Annotated in this window: 16 protein-coding genes; 10 read left to right on the top strand and 6 right to left on the bottom strand. The window is 71.5% G+C overall.

Features of this window, described 5'->3' with window-relative positions; genetic code table 11:
- Window positions 1-7: 7 nt before the first annotated feature.
- The 3 genes from ACIHFB_RS16295 to ACIHFB_RS16305 are packed head-to-tail and all read right to left on the bottom strand — an operon-like array spanning window position 8 to window position 3,319.
- Window positions 8-1,516 (bottom strand): long-chain fatty acid--CoA ligase, encoded by a 1,509-nt coding sequence (locus ACIHFB_RS16295; RefSeq protein WP_400127093.1) that lies wholly within the window; start codon window positions 1,514-1,516, stop codon window positions 8-10.
- 10 nt (window positions 1,517-1,526) lie between these two features.
- A complete protein-coding gene (locus ACIHFB_RS16300; RefSeq protein ID WP_365286655.1) occupies window positions 1,527-2,402 on the bottom strand; it encodes an amidohydrolase family protein in 876 nt (291 codons plus the stop codon).
- Window positions 2,402-3,319, bottom strand: a complete 918-nt coding sequence (locus ACIHFB_RS16305) for an SDR family oxidoreductase (protein WP_365286653.1) — start codon at window positions 3,317-3,319, stop codon at window positions 2,402-2,404. Before ACIHFB_RS16305 ends, ACIHFB_RS16300 begins: the two co-directional genes overlap by 1 nt.
- 232 nt (window positions 3,320-3,551) lie before the next feature.
- Between ACIHFB_RS16305 and ACIHFB_RS16310 the strand changes: the two genes are divergently transcribed.
- From ACIHFB_RS16310 to ACIHFB_RS16325, 4 genes are all read left to right on the top strand, one after another.
- Window positions 3,552-3,977: a MarR family transcriptional regulator gene (locus ACIHFB_RS16310; protein WP_365286707.1), complete on the top strand. Its 426-nt coding sequence runs from the start codon at window positions 3,552-3,554 to the stop codon at window positions 3,975-3,977.
- A gap of 81 nt (window positions 3,978-4,058) precedes the next feature.
- On the top strand, window positions 4,059-5,414 hold the full coding sequence (locus tag ACIHFB_RS16315; protein ID WP_400127094.1) for an MFS transporter: 1,356 nt from the start codon (window positions 4,059-4,061) through the stop codon (window positions 5,412-5,414).
- Window positions 5,411-6,775: an alpha/beta hydrolase family protein gene (locus ACIHFB_RS16320; protein WP_400127095.1), complete on the top strand. Its 1,365-nt coding sequence runs from the start codon at window positions 5,411-5,413 to the stop codon at window positions 6,773-6,775. Before ACIHFB_RS16315 ends, ACIHFB_RS16320 begins: the two co-directional genes overlap by 4 nt.
- Window positions 6,772-7,515, top strand: coding sequence for an IclR family transcriptional regulator (locus ACIHFB_RS16325; protein WP_365286647.1), 744 nt, complete (start codon window positions 6,772-6,774; stop codon window positions 7,513-7,515). Before ACIHFB_RS16320 ends, ACIHFB_RS16325 begins: the two co-directional genes overlap by 4 nt.
- A gap of 107 nt (window positions 7,516-7,622) precedes the next feature.
- Here the strand turns inward: ACIHFB_RS16325 and ACIHFB_RS16330 are convergent, their stop codons facing one another.
- Window positions 7,623-9,398, bottom strand: a complete 1,776-nt coding sequence (locus ACIHFB_RS16330) for a sulfatase-like hydrolase/transferase (protein WP_400127096.1) — start codon at window positions 9,396-9,398, stop codon at window positions 7,623-7,625.
- A 242-nt stretch (window positions 9,399-9,640) separates the two neighbouring features.
- Between ACIHFB_RS16330 and ACIHFB_RS16335 the strand changes: the two genes are divergently transcribed.
- The 3 genes from ACIHFB_RS16335 to ACIHFB_RS16345 all read left to right on the top strand — a co-directional run bounded on the left by ACIHFB_RS16335 (window position 9,641) and on the right by ACIHFB_RS16345 (window position 13,734).
- The gene (locus ACIHFB_RS16335; RefSeq protein WP_400127097.1) at window positions 9,641-10,831 is read left to right on the top strand and encodes a sensor histidine kinase; all 1,191 of its coding nucleotides are present in this window, start codon (window positions 9,641-9,643) and stop codon (window positions 10,829-10,831) included.
- Window positions 10,828-11,496 carry a response regulator gene (locus tag ACIHFB_RS16340; RefSeq protein ID WP_400127098.1) on the top strand — a complete coding sequence of 223 codons (669 nt, stop codon included), beginning with the start codon at window positions 10,828-10,830 and terminating at the stop codon, window positions 11,494-11,496. The genes ACIHFB_RS16335 and ACIHFB_RS16340 overlap by 4 nt, the downstream gene beginning before the upstream one ends.
- A 129-nt stretch (window positions 11,497-11,625) precedes the next feature.
- The gene (locus ACIHFB_RS16345) at window positions 11,626-13,734 is read left to right on the top strand and encodes an MMPL family transporter (protein ID WP_400127099.1); all 2,109 of its coding nucleotides are present in this window, start codon (window positions 11,626-11,628) and stop codon (window positions 13,732-13,734) included.
- A 66-nt stretch (window positions 13,735-13,800) separates the two neighbouring features.
- On the opposite strand, the gene ACIHFB_RS16350 is transcribed toward ACIHFB_RS16345, so the two are convergent.
- A complete protein-coding gene (locus tag ACIHFB_RS16350; protein ID WP_400127100.1) occupies window positions 13,801-16,467 on the bottom strand; it encodes an FAD/NAD(P)-binding protein in 2,667 nt (888 codons plus the stop codon).
- 240 nt (window positions 16,468-16,707) lie between these two features.
- On the opposite strand from ACIHFB_RS16350, the gene ACIHFB_RS16355 reads away from it, so the two are divergent.
- A complete protein-coding gene (locus ACIHFB_RS16355) occupies window positions 16,708-17,934 on the top strand; it encodes an Ig-like domain-containing protein (RefSeq protein WP_400127101.1) in 1,227 nt (408 codons plus the stop codon).
- 177 nt (window positions 17,935-18,111) lie between these two features.
- Window positions 18,112-19,521, top strand: a complete 1,410-nt coding sequence (locus ACIHFB_RS16360; protein ID WP_365286633.1) for a glycoside hydrolase family 16 protein — start codon at window positions 18,112-18,114, stop codon at window positions 19,519-19,521.
- An 84-nt stretch (window positions 19,522-19,605) separates the two neighbouring features.
- Here the strand turns inward: ACIHFB_RS16360 and ACIHFB_RS16365 are convergent, their stop codons facing one another.
- Window positions 19,606-20,511: an AraC family transcriptional regulator gene (locus ACIHFB_RS16365; protein ID WP_365286631.1), complete on the bottom strand. Its 906-nt coding sequence runs from the start codon at window positions 20,509-20,511 to the stop codon at window positions 19,606-19,608.
- Window positions 20,512-20,656: 145 nt separating this feature from the next.
- Here ACIHFB_RS16365 and tkt point away from each other — a divergent pair, with 145 nt between their 5' ends.
- The gene (tkt, locus tag ACIHFB_RS16370; RefSeq protein WP_365286629.1) at window positions 20,657-22,732 is read left to right on the top strand and encodes a transketolase; all 2,076 of its coding nucleotides are present in this window, start codon (window positions 20,657-20,659) and stop codon (window positions 22,730-22,732) included.
- Window positions 22,733-22,760 lie beyond the last annotated feature (28 nt).

A 22,760-nucleotide genomic window follows, 5' to 3' on the forward strand; every position in this document is an offset into this window, starting at 1 on the left:
CTGTTCCTTACGAGAGTTGGGTGATGCCGTAGCGCTTGCGCACCCGGGACTTGAGGAGCTTCCCGGAGGCGGTGCGCGGGAGTTCGTCCGCGAGGACCACCGACTTCGGGATCTTGTACTTGGCGAGGCGTCCGGACAGCGAGGCGAGCACCTCGTCCGGGTCGAGGTCGGCCCCCGCACGCGGCACCACGACCGCGCGCGGCACCTCGCCCCACTTGTCGTCGGGCACGCCGATGACCGCGCACTCGACGATGTCGGGGTGGGCGAGGAGCAGGTCCTCGATCTCGGCGGGGTAGATGTTCTCGCCACCGGAGATGATCATGTCCTTGATGCGGTCGACGACGAAGACGTAGCCGTCCTCGTCGACCCGGGCGGCGTCCCCGGTGCGGAACCACCCGTCGACGAAGGCCGCGGCCGTCTCCTCCGGCAGTCCCCAGTAGCCGGACATCACGCTCGGCCCGCGGACCACGACCTCGCCCGTCTCGCCGACGTCGACCGGCGTCAGGTCCGGCCGCAGCACCCGTACGTCGGCGAAGAAGTGCGGGACCCCGGCCGAGCCCGCCTTGCTCACGGAGTGCTCGCCGTCGAGGAAGAGCACTCCGAGCGCCTCGGTCATGCCGTAGCCCTGGAGGAAGGTCAGCCCGCGGGCCTGGTAGGTCTCGATGAGCGGGGTCGGTACGGGGGCGCCGCCGCAGCTGAGCATGCGCAGGGAGGACAGGTCGGCGTCCGGCCAGCGCGGGTGGCGGGCGATCTGCTCGAACATCGCCGGTACCCCGAACATGTAGGTGATCCGCTGCCGTTCGACGAGATCGAGGGTGTCGGCGGGGTCGAACGCCTCGACGAGGACGAGGGTGCCGCCCTTGAGCAGCACCGGCAGGGAGAGCACGGTCAGTCCGGCGATGTGGAACAACGGGGCGGCGACCAGGGCCCGTTCGTCGGCGTGCAGGTCCTTGTCGATGAGGAAGTTGACGGCGTTCCAGGTGGCGTTGGCGTGCGTGAGCATCGCGCCCTTGGGGCGGCCCGTCGTCCCGGAGGTGTAGAGGATGAGGCAGGTGTCGTCGCCGGTGACGGGTTCGTCGATGGGCTCGTCGGACGCGTCCGCGAGCAACCGGTCGTACTCGGGACCGACTTCGACGTACGTACGCACGTCGGAGTTGCCCGGCAGACCCGCCACGAGGCCCGCGAACCGCGGTGCGTACACCAGGACCCGGGCCCCGGAGTCGGTGAGCTGATAGGCGATCTCGGGTCCGGCCAAACGGATGTTGAGCGGGACGAAGACCGCGCCCAGGGTGCCGGCGGCGAACAGGGTCTCCAGGAAGGAGGGGTGGTTGGGGCCCAGATAGGCGATCCGGTCGCCGCGGCGCACGCCCGCCGCGCGCAGCGCCCGGGCGAGCCGCGTGGTGCGCTCGTACAGGGCGGCGTAGGTGATCGTCGTGCCGTCGTGGACCACGGCGGTGCGGTGCGGGGTCTTGCGGGCCCGGCGTGCGGGCCAGGACCCCAGTCCCTCGTTGCGCATGTACGGCCCCTTACGGCTTCGTCAGCCCGAGCAGACGGGCGGCGTTCTCCTTGAGGATCTTCGGCTTGACCTCGTCCTTGATCGACAGCTTCTCGAAGTCGGCGAGCCAGCGGTCGGGGGTGAGGACGGGGAAGTCGGAGCCGAAGAGGACCTTGTCCTTCAGCAGCGTGTTGGCGTACTGCACCAGCTGCGGCGGGAAGTACTTCGGCGACCAGCCGGACAGGTCGATGTGCACACCCGGCTTGTGCGTGGCGACCGCGAGGGCCTCGTCCTGCCAGGGGAAGGACGGATGCGCCAGGATGATCTTCAGGTGCGGGAAGTCGGCCGCCACGTCGTCCACGTGCAGCGGGTTCGAGTACTTGAGGCGGATGCCTCCCCCGCCGGGCACCCCGGCGCCGATGCCCGTCTGGCCCGTGTGGAAGAGCGCGATCGTGCCGGTCTCCTCGATCACCTCGTACAGGTCGTACGCCACCGAGCGGTCGTCGGGGAAGAAGCCCTGGATGCTGGGGTGGAACTTGAAGCCCTTCACCCCGTACTCCTCGACCAGGCGGCGGGCCTGTCTCACACCCGCCTTGCCACGGAAGGGGTCGATGGAGGCGAAGGGGATCAGCACGTCCGCGTTGGCGGCCGCGGCCTCGGCGACCTCCTCGTTCGGGACGGGCGGGGTGCCGGTCGCGGACTCGGCGTCGACCGTGAAGATCACGGCGGCCATCTTCCGCTCGCGGTAGTAGGCGGCCGTCTCCTGAAGGGTCGGCTTCCGCTTGCCCTCGACCTTGAAGTAGGCGGAGGAGGCGTCGTGCAGGTTCTCGTCCAGGGAGGAGTGGCCCTTGGAGGAGACCTCCGCGTGGGTGTGGACGTCGATGGCGACCAGCTCGTTGACGTCCATCAGGCCTCCGGGAACTTCGGCGCCGGGATGCCGACCGACTGGAGCTCGGCGCCCACCGAGGTGGGGAAGGCGTCGGCGAGGGTGTCGGGGGTCCAGCCGCCGTCGGCGTAGGCCGCACTGATCTCCTGCGGATGCGACCAGAGTGCCACCTTGTCGCCGCCGATGCCGATGGCCTGTCCGCTGATGCCGCGGGCGGCCTCGGAAGCGAGGAAGGGGACGAGGGCCGCGCAGTCCTCGGGGGTGCCGAAGCCCTCGCCCTTGCGGAGGAAGTCCGGGAGCGGCTCGCCGTTCCTCATGGCCTCGATGTACGGGGCGAAGGCGGGGATGGTCTCGGTCATCGCGGTCGCGGCGACCGGCACGATCGCGTTGACGGTGATGTTCGCACGGCCCAGTTCCATGGACCAGGTACGGGCCATGGCGGCGATGCCCGCCTTCGCGGCGGCGTAGTTCGTCTGCCCGAAGTTTCCGCGCTGCCCGGCCGGGGAGCCGACGAGGATCAGGGAGCCGCCCTCGCCCTGCTCGCGCATCCGGACGGCGGCGGCGCGGGCGCAGGTGAAGGTGCCCTTGAGGTGGGTGGTGATCACCGCGTCGAAGTCGTCGTCGGTCATCTTCCACAGCACCTTGTCGCGCAGGATGCCCGCGTTGGTGACCAGGATGTCGAGCCGCCCGAACTCCGCGACGGCACGGTTCACGAGCCGCTCGGCGGCCTCGGTCGTGCCGACCGGGACCACCTCGGCGACGGCGGTGCCGCCGGCCGCGGTGATCGACTTCACGGCCTGCTCGGCCACCGCCTCGTCGATGTCGTTGACGACCACCAAGGCGCCATGGGCGGCGAGGGCGTGCGCATAGGCGAGGCCGAGGCCCCGGCCGCTGCCGGTGACGACGGCGGCTTTGCCGGTGAGATCGATGCTGGGCACGGATGGGTCCCTTCAAGCGGTGGCACGGGGGTGCGGCTTCCAAGCGGTGGCACAGAGGTGCGGCTTCGAGATCGAAGCTAAGAGCAATAATTGTTGACGTCAATAGTTGTTGCCACCAGTCGGGTGCGCCATGCTGGAATCAGCACACCGATCCGCCGCGACCAGGGAGCCCGCCATCGCCCGCCAGCAGCACACCGTGAACCCCGCCCCGATCGACGCGGACGAGCCCTGGATGCGCGGGCTGCACGCGGACACGGGCTACCTGCTGTACCGGCTGGGCCTGCGCTCGGGCCAGCTCTTCAACTCCTTCCTCCAGGAGTCGGGGCTGCGTCTGCGCCACTACGCGGTACTGCGCTTCCTCGCCACCACCGAGGGGGCACTCCAGCGCGAGCTGAGCGCCCGGCTCGGCTACGACCCGAGCGCGATCGTCGGCCTGGTCGACGACCTGGAGAAGCTGGGCTTCGCCGAGCGCCGCCCCGCACCGGACGACCGCCGCAGCCGGATCGTGGTCCTCACCGGGGAAGGCCGCGCCTTCCTGCGCGGCACCGACGAAGCCGGCCTGCGGGTGACCAACGACCTGCTGGGTCCGCTGGACGCCGCCGAGCGGGAGACGCTTCAGACGCTGCTGCTGCGGATCGCGGAGGACGGACCCAACTGATGTTGTGCAAATGATTGACGGCTGCATGATGGGTGCCTAACTTCACGGAGCAACCCGAGACCCGTCCCCAGGGAGCTCACCGTGCAGTCATCCCCCTCCACCGCTCAACCCTCCCCCGACACCCGGCAGTTGCGCCGCGTCGCACTGTCCGGACTGCTCGGCACCGCAGTCGAGTTCTACGACTTCCTCGTGTACGGCACGGTCGCCGCGCTCGTCTTCGGCGACCTGTTCTTCCCCAAGGCCGACCCCGCCGTCGGCACGATCGCGGCCTTCGGCACCTTCGCCGCGGGCTATGTCGCCCGGCCGCTGGGCGGCATCGTCTTCGGCCACTTCGGCGACCGGATCGGCCGTAAGTCGATGATGCTGCTGACCATGGCGCTGATGGGCTGCGGCAGCTTCCTCATCGGCGTCCTGCCGACCTACGACGCGATCGGCGTGTGGGCGCCCGTCCTGCTGGTCGCCCTGCGGGTCGTGCAGGGCATCGCCATCGGCGGCGAGTGGGGCGGCGCGACCCTGATGGTCGTCGAGCACGCCGAGCGCACCCAGAGCGGCCGACGCGGTATGTGGACCAGCTTCACCATGCTCGGCGCCCCGCTCGGCTCCGTGCTGTCGGCCGGCATGGTCACCCTCGTCTCGACGCTGCCCGACGACCAGTTCCGCGCCTGGGGCTGGCGGGTGCCGTTCCTGCTGAGCATCGTGCTGCTGGCCGTCGGCCTGTTCGTGCGCCTCAAGGTCGCGGAGAGCCCGCTGTTCGCCCAGGTCAAGCGGGAGCCACTGGAGAAGCCGCCGGTGGTGGAGGTGCTGCGGCGGCCGAAGCCCGTGCTGATGGCCTGCGGTGTCGGCATCGGCGCGTTCACCGCGCAGTCGCTGCTGACCGGCTTCATGATCTCCTACGCCGTCGACCACGGGTACAGCCGCTCGCAGGTACTCACCGCCGTGACCGTCGCGTCCTGCGTGGCCCTTCTGGTGCTGCCCGCCGCGTCCGCGCTGTCCGACCGGGTCGGCCGCCGCCCGGTCGTCCTCACCGGCGCCGTCGCCTCGGCCGCGCTCGCCTTCCCGGTGCTCGCCCTGGTCGACTCCGGCTCCCCCGGCCTGCTGATCCTCGCCCTCGCGCTCGGCCACGGCGTCGCCCAGTCCACGATGTACGGCCCGCTCGGCGCCCTGCTCACCGAGATGTTCGGCACCCGCGTGCGCTACACGGGCGCCTCGCTCGGCTACCAGGCGGCGACCCTGGTCGGCGCCGGATTCTCGCCACTCATCGCGAGCAGCCTGCTCGCCTCCTACGGCGGCGGCAGCACGCCCGTCTCCCTGCTGCTGTGCGGCGGCGCGGCCGTCACGGCACTCACCGTCTGGCGCCTGCGCGAGACCCGCACGAACGCCCTGGAACACGCCGAGCCCCACTCCGTGACCCCCACCCCGGAAGGGACCCCCCGTTGAGAATCCCTGTCGCCTTACTGGCCCTGTGCCTGTGTGCGGTCGCCCCGCTGCCCGCACAGGCCGCCACGGACACGCATCTGGAGGGCCGGCTCCCCTCGGGCGCCGCCTACGTGATGGACGCCCCCGCCGACCGGAACGGCACCGTGCTGCTCTACAGCCACGGCTACATGCCCGTCGGCGCGCCCAACTCCGCCCAGAACACGCCCGATTCTGCGACCCTGGACAAGCTCCTCGACCAGGGTTACGCCCTCATCGGCTCCTCGTACGCCACGAACGGCTGGGCCGTCACGGACGCCGTGCCCGACCAGCTCGCCACCCTCGACGTGTTCACCGACAAGTTCGGCGCGGCGAAACGGACCATCGCCTGGGGCACCTCGTACGGCGGTTTCGTCACGACGACCCTTGCCGAGCGGCACGCGGACCTCTTCGACGGCTCCCTCTCCATGTGCGGTCTGGTGCAGGGCGGCATCGCCAACTGGAACAGCACGCTGGACCCGGTGTTCGCGCTGAAGACCCTGCTGGCGCCGGACACGGACATCCCGCTCACCGGATTCGCCGACCAGGCGCAGGCGCAGGGCGCCGCGAAGTCGCTGACGACGGAGGTCACCGCGGCCCAGCAGACCGCCGAGGGCCGCGCCCGGATCGCCCTCGCCGCCGCGCTGCACAATATCCCCGGGTACAACAGCACCACGCAGACCGAACCGGCGCCCACCGACTGGGACGCCCAGCAGATCAACCAGTACACCGCCCTCCAGGGACTCCTCCAACTGCCCGCCTTCTCCTGGCGACAGGAGGCGGAGAGCCGCGCCGGAGGCAACCCTTCGTGGAACACGGGCGTCGACTACACCGCGATGCTGCACCGCTCCCCGCTGTTCAAGGAGGTGACGGAGTTGTACAAGCGGGCGGGCCTCTCCCTGCGCACCGACCTCACGGCACTTCACGGCGCGCCCCGGATCTCCGCCGACCCCTCGGCCGTTCGGTGGATGCGGAACACCAGTGTCCTCCGGGGCCGGCTCACCGACCCGCAGCTCGACATCCACACGACCGGCGACGCACTGATCCCGGTGCAGGCCGAGAGCGCCTACCGCCGGGCCGCCGACGCCGCGGGCTCGGCCACCCTGCTGAGCCAGGCCTACGTCGATGGTCCCGGCCACTGCACCTTCACCCCGGGCGAGATCATCGGCGCCCTGGACACCCTGGAGCACCGCTTGGACACCGGCCGCTGGGACACCTCGCCGAGCACCCTCAACACCCGCGCCCAGCAGGCGGATCCGACGAACGAGGCCCGCTATGTGACCTACCGGCCCACCGCCTACCCCCGCCCCTACGACCTCGCGCACCCCGCCGACAAGCGGCCATGATTCCCCGCTCCGCGCCCGACCGGCTGCTGTCCGTGCTCTCGGCGTTCGACCACGAGCACCCGGCACTGTCCCTGACGGACATCAGCCGCCGGGCCGGTCTCACCCTGACCACCGCGCACCGGCTCGTGGGCGCCCTCACCGAGTGGGGCGCCCTGGAGCGCGACGAGTCGGGGGTCTACCACGTCGGGCTGCGGCTGTGGGAGCTCGCCGCGCTCGCCCCGCGCGGTCTGGCGCTGCGGCAGATAGCCCTGCCGTATCTGGAGGACCTGTACGAAGCCACCCACGAGAACGTGCAGTTGGCGGTGCGGGACGGGTCCGAGGTCGTGTACACCGAGTGGCTCTCCGGGCGTTCCGCGGTCGGCGTGCACATCCGCGTCGGCGCCCGCTGGCCGCTGCACGCCACCGGGGTCGGACTCGTGCTGCTGGCGCACGGGGACCCCGGGACACAGGAGGAGTACTGCTCGGGGCCGCTCGCCTCCTTCACGCCGTACACCGTCACCGATCCGGAACGGCTGCGCCGGGCGCTCGCCGAAGTGCGGCGCACCGGTGTGGCGGTGAGCAGCCGTCAGGTCACCGAGGACGCGCTGTCGGTGGCCGCTCCGGTGCGCGGCCCGGGCGGAGCGGTGGCCGCCGCCGTGTCCGTCGTGGTGCCCCAGGCCGAGGCACAGGTACCGGTGTTGATCCCGGCGGTACGGCTCGCGGCACGCGGGATATCGCGGGCGCTGGGCTGGCAGCCGTGAGCTCCGCTGGTTGTGCGGTTTGCCTGCGGGCCGGTGGGGCTGGTCGCGCAGTTCCCCGCGCCCCTTCGGGGCGCTGCCGAACCGGAGCCGACATCGCCTGGCCGGCTTCAATTGAGTGTCGTACTCGCCGTGTACGTCAGCTCCTGGTCGGCCTGGTGTGCCGTGCCCCGGCACACGAGTGTCGTGGCCGCCGAGACCTGGGTGCGGGTGACCCGCCAGCGGGCCGTGAGGTGTTCGCCCGAATCCAGGCGGACCGTGGAGACCGCGTCCAGTGCGCGTATCCGCCAGCCGCTCGGTGTCTGCAGGGCGAGCCGGGCCGCGGTCCAGGTCCGGGGGGAGCCGTTGGCGAAGGTGGCGGTGACCGTGAACTCCGGTCCCTGGCCGGTGACTTCGAGCCTGACACCGAAGGGCTTGCGCGGATACGTCGGCGCCCAGGACTCGCGCATCAGCTTCACCAGGGCGTCGGCCTGGGCGGGCCGCGCGGCGGCGAGGTCGTGCAGTTCGCCGGGGTCCCGGGCCAGGTCGTACAGCTCGACGTCCCACTGGTCGTCGGGGGCCCGCCTGTTCTGCCCCGGCGCGAACCGCACCGCCTTCAGGTCGCCGCGGCGCAGCGCCTCGGCGAGGCGGCGGCCCCGGCCGAGGTCGAAGGCGTCGGAACGCGGGGTGATGTTGGCGTGGTTGCGGTAGAAGTACAGGCTGTCGTGGCGGGCGGCGTCGGTGGAGCCGCGCAGGAGCGGGGCGAGCGAGAGACCGTCGAGGTCGGTCGGGGTGGGCGCGCCCGCGAGGTCGGCGAGGGTGGGCAGCAGGTCGGTGAGCGGTGTCGGGCGGTCCGTGGTCCCGGACTGCACGTGCTGCGGGGACCAGGCGATGAGCGGGACGCGGATGCCGCCCTCGTACAGATTCCGCTTGATGCCGCGCAACGGGCCGTTGCCGTTGAAGAGTTCGGGGTCGGTGCCACCCTCTTCGTGCGGGCCGTTGTCGCTGGTGATGAGGACGATGGTGCGGCCGGCGATGCCGAGTTCGGTGAGCCGGTCGGTGACGTCGCCGACCAGGGTGTCGAAGGAGGTGACCTGGGCGGCGTGCCGCTTGTTGGGGCCGGTCCAGGGCCGGTCGGCGTACTCGTCGGCGTCCGGGTCCTGGCTGGGCGCGTGCGGCACGGTCGGGGCGAGGTAGAGCAGGAACGGCTCGTGCCGGTGGGCGTCGATGAAGCTGAGCGCGCGCTCCTGGATCAGGTCGGGAGAGTAGACCTTGCGGGCGCCGCCCTTGTTCTCGGGGATCTCCTCCCGGGTGCCGTTGTGCCACAGGTACTCGGGGAAGTAGTCGTGGGCCTCGCCGTGGCCGATATAGCCGTAGAACTCCTCGAAACCACGGGAGTTGGGGTGGCTCGGCTGGTCGGGGAGCTCGGGTCCGAAGCCCCATTTGCCGATGATGCCGGTGCGGTAGCCGAGCGCCCGCAGCGCCTCGGCGAAGGTGAAGTCCCGGTCGGTCAGGGCACCTTGACCGCCGGGCCCCCACGGGTTCTCCCGCACGGTCGAGTGTCCGCTGTGCAGCCCGGTGAGCAGCGAGCAGCGTGAGGGTGCGCACACCGGGGCGGCCGCGTAGGCCTCGGTGAAGCGCAGGCCCTGGGCGGCGAGGGCGTCCAGGCGCGGAGTGTGGATCAGTTTCTGGCCGTAGGAGCCGAGTTCGCCGTAGCCGAGGTCGTCGGCGAGGATCACCACGAAGTTGAGCCGGTCCGACGGCGACTGCATGGCGGGGACGGCCGCGGCAGGCTTGTTGTTGTTGTGCGCGGGCTGCGCCTCGTCACCGGCCTCGCACGCCGTGACCGCCGCGAGCGCGACGGGCGCGGCGGCGGCCCCGGTGAGAAATCGGCGACGGCTCGGCATACATGTCTCCTGTGCTGACGGCAGGTGCTCAACCGATGGTGATCGCTGCCATCGGTCCAAAACCATGCACACGCTGTGAACGCTCTGTTTCGATCATTGAGAGGTGGACTTCCGGGCGGAGGTTCCCCCTCCACCGCATCAGAATGATCACAAACGGAAGCGACGATATCCCTCTCACCGGTGAGGCCCCGTCCGCTTCGCCGTCGCAATACTGGAACGGCCCTTGCCCCGAGGAGCCGCCCATGTCCCCACCGTCCTGGATCACGCCTGCCGTAGCCCGGCTGCGCACGGCGAATCCGTATGTCGTCGACGGCGCGCTGGCCGCGCTGGTGCTGTTCGCCGCCTCGCTCCAGTGGATCTTCCCCGACGAGGGGGAGGACCGGCTGAGCTGGCAGGGCTGGCTGCTCGCGGTGGCCACGGCCGTGCCGCTGGTGTGGCGGCGCCGGGCGCCGTTCACGACCGCGTGTCTGGTGTCGGCGGCCACGCCCGTCATGGCCGTCTATCACGCGCCGCCGCCGGACGTGGTCTACGGCGGTCTGATCGTCCTCTACACGATGGCCGCGCAGGGCCGCGTCTGGCAGCGGCGTTTCATGTTGGCGGGCTGGATCCTCGGGGTCTCCCTGGTCATGCAGCACAAGGACCAGCCGCTCCCCTTCGAGTACGCCTTTCAGCTGCTGAGCGTCGTCTGCGCGTACGGGTTCGGGATACTCTCCCGGGTCCAGCGCGCCTACACCGCGGCCCTGGTGGACCGGGCCCGCCGACTGGAGCGGGAGCGCGCCGCGGACACCGCCCGGGCGACGGCGCAGGAGCGCGCCCGGATCGCCCGGGACATGCACGACATCCTCGCCCACGCCGTGAGTTTGATGGTGGTGCAGGCCGAGGCGGGACCGGTGGTGGTGCGCAGCGATCCGGCGCGCGCGGAGGCGGCGTTCGAGGCGATCGCGGGGGCCGGCCGGGACGCGATGGCCCAGCTGCGCCGGATCCTCGGGGTCCTCAAGGACGAGCAGCGCGACGGCGCCGGTGGGCGCCTGCCGCAGCCGGGTGTGACCGCCCTGCCCGACCTGGTCCGGCAGGTCACCGAGTCCACCGGGCTCCATGTCGAGCTGCGGATCTCGGGCCCGCCCCGCCCGCTCCCCCAGGACACCGAGGTCGCCGCCTATCGCGTCGTGCAGGAAGCGCTCACCAACACCGTGAAGCATGCGTACGCTTCCTCCGCGACCGTCGCGCTCGACTGGCTGGAGGACGAATTGAGAGTGGTGGTGACGGACGACGGACGGGGCCCGTCGGGACCCGGCGGCGGACACGGTCTGATCGGCATCCGGGAACGCGCCGCCGCCTGCGGGGGCAGCGTACGCACCGGCCGCGGTCCGGACGGCGGCTTCCAGGTCGTCGTACGCCTTCCGGTCGCGGACCGGCAGGCGGCGCTGGGGTGAGCATCCGTGTGGTCGTCGCCGACGACCAGGAGCTGGTCCGCAGCGGCTTCATCATGATCCTCGAGGCGCAGCCGGACATCGAGGTGGTCGCCGAGGCCGGGGACGGCGCCGAGGCGGTCGCCGCCGTGCAGCGCCACACTCCGGACGTGCTGCTGCTCGACATCCGCATGCCCGGCACGGACGGTTTGGAGGCGGCCCGTCAGGTGTGCGCGCAGTCCAGCTGCAAGGTCGTCATGCTGACCACCTTCGACCTCGACGAGTACGTGTACGAGGCGCTGTACGCGGGCGCCAGCGGCTTCCTGCTCAAGGACGTGCGCCGGGACGACCTGGTGCACGCCGTACGGGTGGTCGCGAGCGGCGACTCACTGCTCGCCCCGGCCGTGACCCGCCGGCTGGTCGCGGACATCGTGCGCCGGCGCCGCGAGGAGGCCACCGCCGAGGTCACGCCCGATCGGCTCGAGACGCTGACCGCGCGCGAGGTGGAGACCCTGCGGATGCTCGCCCGCGGGCTGTCCAACGCCGAGATCGCCACGACCTTCTTCGTCAGCGAGCACACCGTCAAGACCCATGTCAGCAATGTGCTGAGCAAGCTCGGTCTCAGGGACCGGGTACAGGCCGTGATCTGCGCCTACGAGACCGGCTTGGTGACGCCCGGATCCCCCTGAAGGGGGAGACACGCGCGCGTGTCCCCCGTACGGCCCAGTCCCGGAAACCGCTCCCTCCGGCGATCCGGTGACACCCCCGCGCACACGAGCCTGAAGGCGAAGTCAACCGACGACTCGCCGGGAGGGACCGTGCTCGCCACGCTCGCCCGGGCGGCGACCCGCCGCCCGCTCACCGTCATCCTCTTGTGGGTGCTCTTTCTGCTGCTCGGCTTCGGGCTCGGAACGGGCGTCTTCAGCCGGCTCTCCGACAATGTGCCCGAAGTACCGGGCACGGAGTCGGAACGGGCCGCGCAGTACCTCGACGGCGCCGACCCGACCGGTGACTCGATCACCGGCGTCGTCGAGGGCGTCGCCGTCTCCGACCCCGCCCTGCGCAGCCAGGTCGAGCGGGCCGTGGCGGACGTCCGGGACATCGCCGGGGTCGCGGCGGTGCCGGACCCGTACGCCACCCGCGGTCTGATCGCCGAGGACGGGCGGGCCCTGCTCGTGTCCGTCACCCTCAAGGGCGGCCTGGACGACGACGCCGAGGAGACCGCGGTGGACGCGGCGGCCGCCCGCATCCATCGGATCGACGCGCCCGAAGTCCATGTCAGCGGCGGCCCGTTGCTGGGCACCCAGCTCGGTGAGCGCGCCCAGGAGGACGTACGGAACGCGGAGTTGATCTCCTTGCCGGTGGTGCTGGCGCTGCTGCTGGTCATCTTCGGCGGGCTGCGTGCGGCCGGGCTGCCGCTGATGGTCGCGGTCAGCGGGATCGCGGGCGCCTTCCTGGCGCTGTTCGCCTTCAGTCAGGTCACCGACATCTCCGTGTACGCGATCCAGGTGACCACGATGCTGGGGCTCGGACTCGCCGTGGACTACGCGCTGTTGATGGTGGTCCGCTTCCGCGAGGAACGGCGGAGCACCGAGGACGTGGTGGAGGCCGTCCAGCGCACGGTCGCGCACGCCGGGCGGACCGTGCTGTTCTCGGGGCTCACGGTGGCGGTCAGCCTGACCGGGCTGCTGGTCTTCCCGAGCGTCTTCCTGCGCAGCATGGGCCTGGCCGTGGCCGCCGTGGTGGTCATCGACATGCTGGCCGCGCTCACGCTGCTGCCCGCGCTGCTCACCAGGTTCGGCGGGAAGATCGCCCCGGCGAAGGAGCGGCCCGAGAGCGAGGAGGGCCGACTGTTCGCCCGTCTGGCCCGCTTCGCGGCCCGCCGTCGTGTCGCCGTGGTCGCCGTGGTCGTCCCGGTGCTGCTCGTCCTGGCCCTGCCCGTCACCGCCATGCGCATCAACATCGGCGGCGCCGACCAGCTGCCGTCGAGCACCGAGGCACGGCAGTTGTACGACACCGTGGACGCGCACTTCCCGCCGGGCACCGGCGTCTCGCCGATCACGGTCGTCCTCAAGCCGGGCACCGACCCCGCGACCGCTGACGAGATCCGGGCGCTGTCCCCGGCCGCCGAGACCCGCGAACTGCCGGGCGGCACCACGGTCGTGGAGCTCCAGCCGCCCGGCAGCGCCGACGGCGACGCGGCCACCGACCTCGTGAAGCAGGTACGGGACCTGGGCGGCGACGAGCCGGTGGAGGTCACCGGCGCGGCGGCCCGGCTGGTCGACTTCCGCGACATGCTCGCCGAGCGGGCGCCCTGGGCGGCCGTGACCGTCCTGGCCGGCATCTTCGCCCTGCTGTTCGCGTTCACCGGCTCGGTGCTGATCCCGCTGCGCACCATCCTCACCACGCTGCTCAGCCTGGGCGCCGCACTCGGTGTGGTGGTCTGGGTCTTCCAGGACGGCCATCTGGCGGGCCTGTTGGGCTCCCAGGAACTGGGCGCACTCAGCCTCACCGCACCACCGCTGATCGTCGCGATCGCGTTCGGACTCGCCATGGACTACGAGCTGTTCATCCTGGCCCGGATGCGCGAGGCGCGGAAGCAGACCGGGGACGACAGGGAAGCCGTGGTGACCGGTCTGCGCCGCTCCGGCCGTGTGGTCACCTGCGCCGCCCTGCTCCTCGCCGTGGTCTTCGGCGCCTTCATGACCGGCGGCTTCTCCCCCATCCTCCAGATCGGCCTCGGCCTCACCCTCGCGGTCCTCATCGACGCCACGGTCGTACGGATGCTGCTCGTCCCGGCGACGATGGCGCTGCTGGGCCGGTACGCCTGGTGGGCCCCGAAGCCGCTGCGGCAGGCGCACGACCGGTTCGGACTGAGCGAGGAGGCGGCGCCGCCCCGGCCGACGTACGCAGGCGATCGGGTGTGACGTCCTCGCGGTCGGCGGAACCACGGAGTCCTCGTGGTCCCGCCGACCAGCCGGAGGCCGGGCACGTCAGGCCGGCAACCCCGCCAGCATCCGCCGATCCCGCGGCGCCTGCCCCCGGTCGAGCCGGGCATCCAGCAGGCGTCGAGCCGCGTCACAACGGCCCGCCGCCACCAACGCGTACAGCAGCGTCTCCTCGACGACCTCGCGCTGGGCCGCGCTGCCGCCGACCCGGCGCAGCACCGGAAGCAAGGCGTCCAGGCCCCGGGCCGCGTCCTGGAAGCGCTCCTCGACGACCGCGGCGAACGCCTCGCACAGCGGGGCGATGACGTCGCGCTGCACCTCGTCGGCGCCCGAGGCGTGGTCGCGCAGCCGGCGCAGGGCCGCGAGGTCGCCGGCCGCGGTGAGGGCGACGGCCGCGTGCAGGGCGGTGAAGGCGGTCGCGGGGCGCTCCAGTACGTCGGTCGCCACCGACTCCAGGACGTCCGCGGTGGGCAGTTCACCCTGCCAGGTGCCGCTGAGCCGGGCCCGCCACAGCAGCGAGCCGGAGTCGACAAGGGCCCGGACGCCGGTCACCCGGCCCGGCGCGAGCTGCCTGAACCACCTTCTGCGCACGGCGACCGAGTCGTCCAGGGCCAGTTCGTGCAGGGCGATGTGCCAGGAGAAGTGCGCCCGGTGGACGGCACCGCGCCCCTGCCCGGACACCCAGCCGTCCAGCCAGTCCCGGCCCGCCTCGTGGGCGCCGGACTCGTAGTGGACGTGGGCCAGGGCGTGCACGGCGTGCCCCGAGGCGGGCTCGGCGGCCAGCGCGCGGTGCGCGAGTTCACCGGCCTCGTGCAGACGGCCCTGTTCCTGCCGGAGGAAGGCGCGCAGGGAGGTGTGGAACCAGTGGCCGTCGTATGCGGGAGACGTCCGCTCGACCAGCCCCAGCGCCTGGTCGCCGTCCAGGTCGGTCACGCCGGAGAAGGCGATGGTGGGCACGGCCACGGCGAGCGCGAGCGCGTCGGCCGGGTGGGTTTCGAGGTGTCGTACGAGCGCGCGGTCGCCGTCCTCGCCGTGCACCCGGCGTGTGACGACGTCCACGAAGGACCGCTCGCGCTCGTCGGCCCGCTCGCGCGCACACCGCTGTGCGTCGGCGAGGGCCCGGGGCACGTCGACGGCGGCCCCGCACTCGTGGCCGAGCAGGGCCAGTGCCGCATGCCCCAGTGCGAAGCCGGGGTCGAGGGCGACCGCGCGGGCGAAGGCGTCCTCGGCGCCGGAACGGACCTTGAGGATCCGCTCCATTCCGCTGCGGTGGGCGGCGGCGGCCTCGGCATGGGTGGAGAGGGGGAGTCCGTGTCCGTCGACGGGACGGCGGCCCGCGCGGCGTCTGCGGGTCATGGGGGCGAGCAGGTGCTGGGCCAGCTCCGCGGCCTGGACCCGGATCTCGGGGATCGCGGTGGTCTCCCAGAGTTCGCCGCGGCGCGGGGCGCCCAGCGTGAACAGCGGGCGTTCCGCGCCCCCTCGGTCGTCGAGGAGTCGTCCGTCGCGGGTGGCGACGCCCATGCCGAGGGGGCCGGGGACCGCCGCGCCGCCCTCGAACAGCGAGCGCCACAAGGGGTCTTCGAGGCTGCGTCCCGGCCCGGTGCAGTCGACCACCCAACCCACCCGTAGCTCCCGGCCGTTGGACAGGGTGACCAGCAGCGCGCCGTCGTGCTCCGCGGCTGCGGTGATCGTGCCCGTGTGCACCTGGAGGCGTCTCGTCGTGCGGGCACGGGAGACGGACTCGGCGGTGGCGGGTGCCATGCGATGGCGGTGCGTGTTCCACAGCGCACCCTCGCGCGCGAGGAAATCCGCCCGTTCCTCGGGGGTGAGGCTGTGCCACAGGCGTGCGGTGTGCGGACGCAGGCTGTCGAGCGCGGGACGCCAGTCGCCGTGGTCCCGCACGGAACGGCTGATGTGCCGGTAGACCGCCCGGCGCAGCCTGCCGAGCGATGTGTCGTGCAGCCCTTCCGGCGCGGGCATCGGGCCCGCCGGGGTGAGGGCGTGCGGTTGCGGGAGCAGGCCGCTGCGGGAGAGCGCGTGCACGGTGCGGCCGGGGCGGTCCAGGGCCAGGGCGAGGTCCACGGCGGTCAGTCCGGTGCCGACGAGGAGGACGTCGGCGGTGCCCTCACACGGTCCGTCCAGGGCGCCGGTCGCCCAGGGCGAGGCGAGGAAGCGGGCCGAGGCGCGCAGGGCGGGCGGGGCCCAGGCGGCGGACGGTGCGGCGGGGCCGGTGGCGATGACCGCGCTGTCCGCGATGATGGCTCCCCCGTCGGACAGGCCGAGTTCCAGCCGTCCTTCGGGGGTGTCGGTACAGCGCTCCGCCCGCGTCCGCAGCCGCCGTACGGTGACGGTGCCATGGGCGCGGACGACGGCCTGGGCGAGGGTGTCGGCGAGGTAGGCGCCGTAGCGGTACCGGGTGGCGAAGTCGGCGGGCTTGACGGCGGGTTCGCCGTGCCGGCACAGCCAGCGGACGAAGTGGCCCGGGTCGTCGGGGTAGCAACTCATGCCGCCCGCGGGGACGTTGAGGCGGTGCCGGGGGTCGCGGGTGGCGTAGGCGGTGCCGCGGCCCGCCTCCGGGGCCGGATCGACCAGGACGAGATCGAGGGGGGTCCGGCGGCGCGTCGCCGTCTCGCAGAGCTGGACGGCGGTCAGTGCTCCGGCCGCGCCCGCTCCGACGATGGCCACGGTGTGCCGCTGACGGACTTCGCTCACGTATGCCTCCGGCAGTGATCGGCCGCGGAGCCGGGGGAAGCGAAGCTCCGCGCTCGGTTCCTTCCTCGGCACCTTCATACTCTGTTCGCAATGCCGGGCGCAGGGACAACCGTTGTTTCAGGACGTCTCTCAGGGTCTCCTCACAGGAATCTCAGGCGGGGACCGGGCGATTCAAAGGATCGCCCCATGTACGAGGCGCACGATGCACGCGCAAAGTCGGATATCCGAGGAAGGCGTGCCGTGGGCGACTCACACATATCGAACCGGGCCGGACAGCGGACTCGGAGGTGGTCCCGGCGTGGTGTGCTCGCGGTCCTCGGGGCGGTCCCGGCGGTCGCGCTGACCGGGTGCAGTGTCGCGACGGCCGACGCCTCGGAGACCGAGAAGACCACGCATGGCGCCGCGAAGAAGCCGGTCGTCTCGGTCACCCCCGCCGACGGCACCAAGAAGGCCGATTTCACCAGTCCCGTCGAGGTCATCGTGGCCGATGGCACGCTCGCGTCCGTGAAGGTCACGGGCAACGACGGCTCGACGCTCGCCGGGTCGTACAACGACGCCCGCACGCGGTGGACGTCGGCGAAGAATCCGTACTCGGGCACCAAGTACACCGTCGTGGCCGAGCCCGAGGGCGCCGCCGCGCAGTCGGCGACGTTCACCACCAAGGCGCCGGGCGAGACGTTCGTCGGGTACTTCACGCCGGAGGCGGACTCGACGTCCGGCGTCGGCATGCCCGTGTCGATCAACTTCACGCAGGCCGTGTCGGACCGGGCGGCCGTGGAGAAGGCGATCACGGTGACCGCCGAGCCGGCGGTCGAGGTGGTCGGCCACTGGTTCAGCGACACCCGGCTCGACTTCCGGCCGCAGACGTACTGGGCCGCCGGCACGACGATCACGCTCGGACTGCGGCTGAAGGACGTCGAGGGCGCGGACGGTGTCTACGGCGTCCAGTCAAAGGACGTCACCTTCCGCATCGGCCGGGAACAGATCGCCACCGTCGACCTCGCGACCAAGCGGATGACGGTGGCACGGGACGGCGCGACCCTCGCCGCGTACCCGGTCAGCGGCGGCGACGCGGACCACACGACCTGGTCCGGGATCATGGTGATCAGCGAGCGGTCCAAGGAGACGCGGATGGAGTCCTCGACGGTCGGGCTCGGCGACGAGTACGACATCGCGGACGTCCCGCACGCCCAGCGGCTCACCACGTCCGGCACCTTCATCCACGGCAACTACTGGGCGTCCGCCTCGGTGTTCGGCAGCGAGAACACCAGCCACGGCTGCATCGGCCTGCACGACGCGAAGGGCGCGGACGACACATCCGTGGACGGCTACAAGTTCTACGAGAGCTCGATGCTCGGAGACGTGGTCGTCGTGAAGAACTCGGGCGAGGACACCGTCGATCCGGCCAACGGCCTGGGCGGCTGGAACCTGTCCTGGGATCAGTGGCGGGCGGGCAGCGCGCTTTAGACCGGTACGCATCCATTCATGGCGTGAACTCCAGGGGGACACAAGGACGTTCATGGTTTTACCTCTTGACGACCGGAGTGACCGGGAGCACATTGGCCGCACTCTGAGAGCGCTCTCAGACTCGGCTCTCAGGGGCATCCCGCGCACATCGACTCCGTACCCGAGAGGCACCTCCCCATGAGCGAACCCTCCGGCACACCGCACAGACACACACCGCGCAGACGGCGCCCGTTGCGGCGCGCACTCATCGCGGTCGTGAGCACCCTGGGACTGGCGGCGGTCGCCGCCACGGCCGCCACCCCGTCCGCGATCGCCGACGCGCCCACCCCTCCGTCGGGCTGGACGCAGGTCTTCGTGGACGACTTCAACGGCGCCGCGGGCACCGGCGTCAACACCGCGAACTGGCAGTACGCGACCGGCACCGGCTACCCCGGCGGCCCCGGCAACTGGGGCACCGGCGAGATCGAGACCATGACGTCCAGCACCAACAACGTGGCCCTGGACGGCAGCGGCAACCTGCGCATCACCCCGCGCCGCGACGCCTCCGGCAACTGGACGTCGGGCCGGATCGAGACCAACCGCACCGACTTCCAGCCGCCGGCGGGCGGCAAGCTGCGGGTGCAGTCCCGCATCCAGATGCCGAACGTCACCGGCACGGCCGCCCGCGGCTACTGGCCGGCGTTCTGGATGCTCGGTACGCCGTTCCGCGGCAACTACTGGAACTGGCCGAGCGTCGGCGAGCTGGACATCCTGGAGAACGTCCAGGGCCTCAACACCGTGTGGGCGACGATGCACTGCGGTACGAGCCCCGGCGGGCCCTGCAACGAGACGACGGGCCTCGGCGGTTCCAGGGCCTGTCCGGGCGCCACCTGCCAGGCCGGCTTCCACACGTACGCGATGGAATGGGACCGCTCCACCAGTCCGGAGCAGGTCCGCTTCTACGTCGACGACATCAACTACCACACCGTGCGGGCCGACCAGGTCGACGCGACGACCTGGAGCAACGCCACCAACCACGGCTTCTTCATCATCCTGAACGTGGCGATGGGCGGCGGCTTCGTGGACGCGTTCGGCGGCGGCCCGGACGCCGCCACCGTGCCGGGGCACCCGATGGTCGTCGACTACGTCCAGGCACTGACCAGTGGGAGCGGTACCACGCCCCCTCCGACCGGCAACCGTGACGCCTACAGCGCCATCCAGGCCGAGTCGTACGACAGCCAGTCCGGCACGACACCCGAGACCACCTCGGACACGGGCGGCGGGCAGAACCTCGGCGCGGTGGCGGGCGGCGACTGGGCGCTCTACCGGGGCGTCAACTTCGGCTCCACGGCGGCCAGGCAGTTCAACGCCCGAGTCGCCAGCGGCGCCGGATCCGGTGCGAGCGGTCTGGTCGAAGTACGCCTGGACAGCCGCAGCAACGCACCCATCGGCAGCTTCGCCATCGGCAACACCGGCGGCTGGCAGACATGGCGGACCGTCCCGGCGAACATCAGCTCCGTCACCGGAACACACGACGTGTATCTCACCTTCACCAGCGGCCAGTCGGCGGACTTCGTGAATGTGAACTGGTTCAACTTCGGGCACTGACAGCTGTGCCGACGATGCCCCGCGAGGCCTGGATCTTCCTCGCGGGGCATCTCCCGCGCCCGGAGCGGCCCCACCGGCGGAGCGTCACCGCAGCTCCGCCCGGAACGCCGCCGGCGTCATGTCCGTGTGCTGGTGGAAGAACTTGGAGAAGTTGGCCGCGTCGGGGAAGCCGACGGCGGCCCCGACCCGGCCTATGGGCAGGTCCGTGTGGGCCAGCAGGCGCTTGGCCTCCAGGATCACGCGTTTGTCGATGAAGCCCTTGGGGGTCTCGCCGGTGGCGGTGCGGACCGCGCGGACGAGGGTGCGGCGGGAGTAGCCGAGCGCGTCGGCGTAGGCGGAGACGCTGTGGTTGGTGGCGAAGCCCTTTTCGACCGCGTCCCGGAAGAGGGTGAAGGTGGTGTCGGCCTGCTGCCGGGCCGCCTCCGCGGAGCTCGCCGCGAGATGGGCCAGGCGCAGCAGGAAGGCGCTCAGGGAGTGGCGCAGCACCGAGGTGTGCAGGCTCAGCGGGAGGGTGCTGGTGTCCTCGTACTCGCTCTGGAGCTGGTTCAGGGCATTGCGCAGACCGGCGAGCTGCGGTTCGTCGGGGTGGAGCAGTGGCGGCAGGTCGTAGCGGTAGAGGCCGGTGGCCTCCACGGTGGCGCGGGGCAGGAAGCCGGGCTGCATGGTCAGGACGGTGCCGCGGTACTCGCTCGTCCGGGAGAAGCGGTGGACCTGGCCGGGGCGGATCCAGAGGATGTCGCCGGCCGTCGCCTCGTACTCGGCGAAGTCGATCATGTGGTGCACCGGGCCTTCGTCGAACAGCATCACCACGTGGAAGTCGATGCGGTGCACGCGCTCCAGCGGGGCGTCGGCATGCCAGGTGCGGCCGGTGCCCATCGCGCCGACCTGCATACCGACGCCGCACACGCTCAGCTCGATCGGGAAAGGGAACGTTCGGATTCCGTCCCCGCTCCCGTCACCGTCTCCGGCTTGGATGGTTGTGTCCGCCATGTCCTACTCGTGCCGCCCCTGTCGCGCCGTCCGTGTCCCACTTTCACCACAGGCTGGCACACGATGACCTTCCTTCGAAAAAGTCAGACTTTTAGTTTTGAAGGCGTCCGGAGGTCAGCCCCCTTCCCGTGAGGACTTCTTGAAGATGAGCACGCAGACATCAGACCGTCTTGAGTGGACCGAACTCGACCGGCGTGCCGTCGACACCGCCCGCCTTCTGGCGGCCGATGCCGTACAGCGGGTCGGCAACGGCCACCCGGGCACCGCGATGAGCCTGGCCCCGGCCGCGTACACGATCTTTCAGAAGGTGATGCGTCACGATCCCGCCGATCCCGAGTGGACCGGCCGTGACCGCTTCGTCCTCTCCCCCGGCCACACCTCGCTCACCCTCTACACCCAGCTCTTCCTCTCCGGGTACGAGCTGGAGCTCGACGACCTGAAGGCGTTCCGGACCCATGGTTCGAAGACGCCGGGTCACCCCGAGTACGGGCACACCGCGGGGGTCGAGACCACCACCGGGCCGCTCGGACAGGGTGTCGCCAACGCCGTCGGCATGGCGATGGCCGCCCGCTACGAGCGCGGCCTGTTCGACCCCGAGGCACCCGAGGGCGAGTCCCCCTTCGACCACACCGTCTGGGCGATCGTCTCCGACGGCGACCTGGAGGAGGGCATCTCGGCCGAGGCCTCCTCCCTCGCGGGCCACCAGCAGCTCGGCAACCTGGTCTTCCTCTACGACGACAACCACATCTCCATCGAGGGCGACACCGCGACGGCCTTCTCCGAGGACGTCCTCGGGCGGTACGAGGCCTATGGCTGGCATGTGCAGCGCATCGAGCCCGCCGACAGCGGCGACATCGATGTCCACGCGCTGTACGCGGCGCTCAAGGCGGCGCAGGCCGAGACCGAGCGCCCCTCGATCATCGCGATGCGCACGATCATCGCCTGGCCGGCCCCGAACGCGCAGAACACCGAGGCCTCCCACGGCTCGGCGCTCGGCGAGGACGAGGTCGCGGCCACCAAGCGCGCCCTCGGTTTCGACCCGGAGAAGTCCTTCGAGGTCTCCGACGACGTCCTCGCCCACACCCGCACCGCCCTCGACCGGGGTGCCGAGGCGCACGCCGCCTGGGACAAGCGGATCGCCGAATGGCGCACCACCTCCCCCGAGCGCGCGCAGCTCTTCGACCGGGTGGTCGCCGGTCAGCTGCCCGAGAACTGGGAGTCCGCGCTCCCCGTCTTCGAGGAGGGCAAGTCGCTGGCCACCCGCGCCGCCTCCGGCAAGATCCTCCAGGCGCTCGGCCCCGTGCTCCCCGAGCTGTGGGGCGGCTCCGCCGACCTGGCCGGCTCGAACAACACCACCATCGACAAGACCTCGTCCTTCCTGCCGAAGGGCAACCCGCTGCCGGAGGCCGACCCCTACGGCCGCACGGTCCACTTCGGCATCCGTGAGCACTCCATGGCCGCGGAGATGAACGGCATCGCCCTGCACGGCAACACCCGGATCTACGGCGGCACCTTCCTGGTGTTCTCCGACTACATGCGCAACGCCGTCCGGCTCGCCGCGCTGATGCAGCTGCCGGTGACGTACATCTGGACGCACGACTCCATCGGCCTCGGCGAGGACGGCCCCACCCACCAGCCCGTCGAGCACCTGGCCTCGCTGCGCGCCATCCCCGGCCTGAACATCGTCCGGCCCGCCGACGCCAACGAAACCGCCGTCGCCTGGGCCGAGATCCTCCGGCGGCACGCCACCGACCCGGCCCCGCACGGCCTCGCGCTGACCCGTCAGGGGGTGCCGACGTACGCGCGCAACGAGGACGCGGCCAAGGGCGGTTACGTCCTGCGCGAGTCCTCCACCCCGACCCCGGATCTGGTCCTCGTCGCCACCGGTTCCGAGGTCCAGCTCGCCGTGGCCGCGCGTGAGCAGCTGGAGGCCGAGGGAGTGGCCACCCGGGTGGTGTCGATGCCGTCCGTGGAGTGGTTCGAGGAGCAGCCGCGCGAGTACCGCGAAAGCGTCCTTCCGCCGTCCGTGCGGGCACGCGTCGCGATCGAGGCCGGAATCGGTCTGACGTGGTACCGGTTCGTGGGTGACGCGGGACGCATCGTCTCCCTCGAACACTTCGGCGCCTCCGCCGACGCCAGGACCCTGTTCGCCGAGTACGGCTTCACCGCCGAGAACGTCGCCGCCGCAGCCCGGGCCTCCCTCGCTGCCGTGCGCGCCTGATCCGTTCGCCAGAAGATCGTCATAAAGA

This window comes from Streptomyces sp. NPDC051963, from assembly GCF_044593495.1.
GTDB lineage: Bacteria > Actinomycetota > Actinomycetes > Streptomycetales > Streptomycetaceae > Streptomyces.

Coding starts and splice junctions, on each gene's coding strand:
- ACIHFB_RS16295 (WP_400127093.1), bottom strand. CDS start 1,516: ATGCGCAACGAGGGACTGGGGTCCTGGCCCGCACGCCGGGCCCGCAAG.
- ACIHFB_RS16300 (WP_365286655.1), bottom strand. CDS start 2,402: ATGGACGTCAACGAGCTGGTCGCCATCGACGTCCACACCCACGCGGAG.
- ACIHFB_RS16310 (WP_365286707.1), top strand. CDS start 3,552: ATGCGCGGGCTGCACGCGGACACGGGCTACCTGCTGTACCGGCTGGGC.
- ACIHFB_RS16325 (WP_365286647.1), top strand. CDS start 6,772: ATGATTCCCCGCTCCGCGCCCGACCGGCTGCTGTCCGTGCTCTCGGCG.
- ACIHFB_RS16330 (WP_400127096.1), bottom strand. CDS start 9,398: ATGCCGAGCCGTCGCCGATTTCTCACCGGGGCCGCCGCCGCGCCCGTC.
- ACIHFB_RS16335 (WP_400127097.1), top strand. CDS start 9,641: ATGTCCCCACCGTCCTGGATCACGCCTGCCGTAGCCCGGCTGCGCACG.
- ACIHFB_RS16360 (WP_365286633.1), top strand. CDS start 18,112: ATGAGCGAACCCTCCGGCACACCGCACAGACACACACCGCGCAGACGG.
- ACIHFB_RS16365 (WP_365286631.1), bottom strand. CDS start 20,511: ATGGCGGACACAACCATCCAAGCCGGAGACGGTGACGGGAGCGGGGAC.
- tkt (WP_365286629.1), top strand. CDS start 20,657: ATGAGCACGCAGACATCAGACCGTCTTGAGTGGACCGAACTCGACCGG.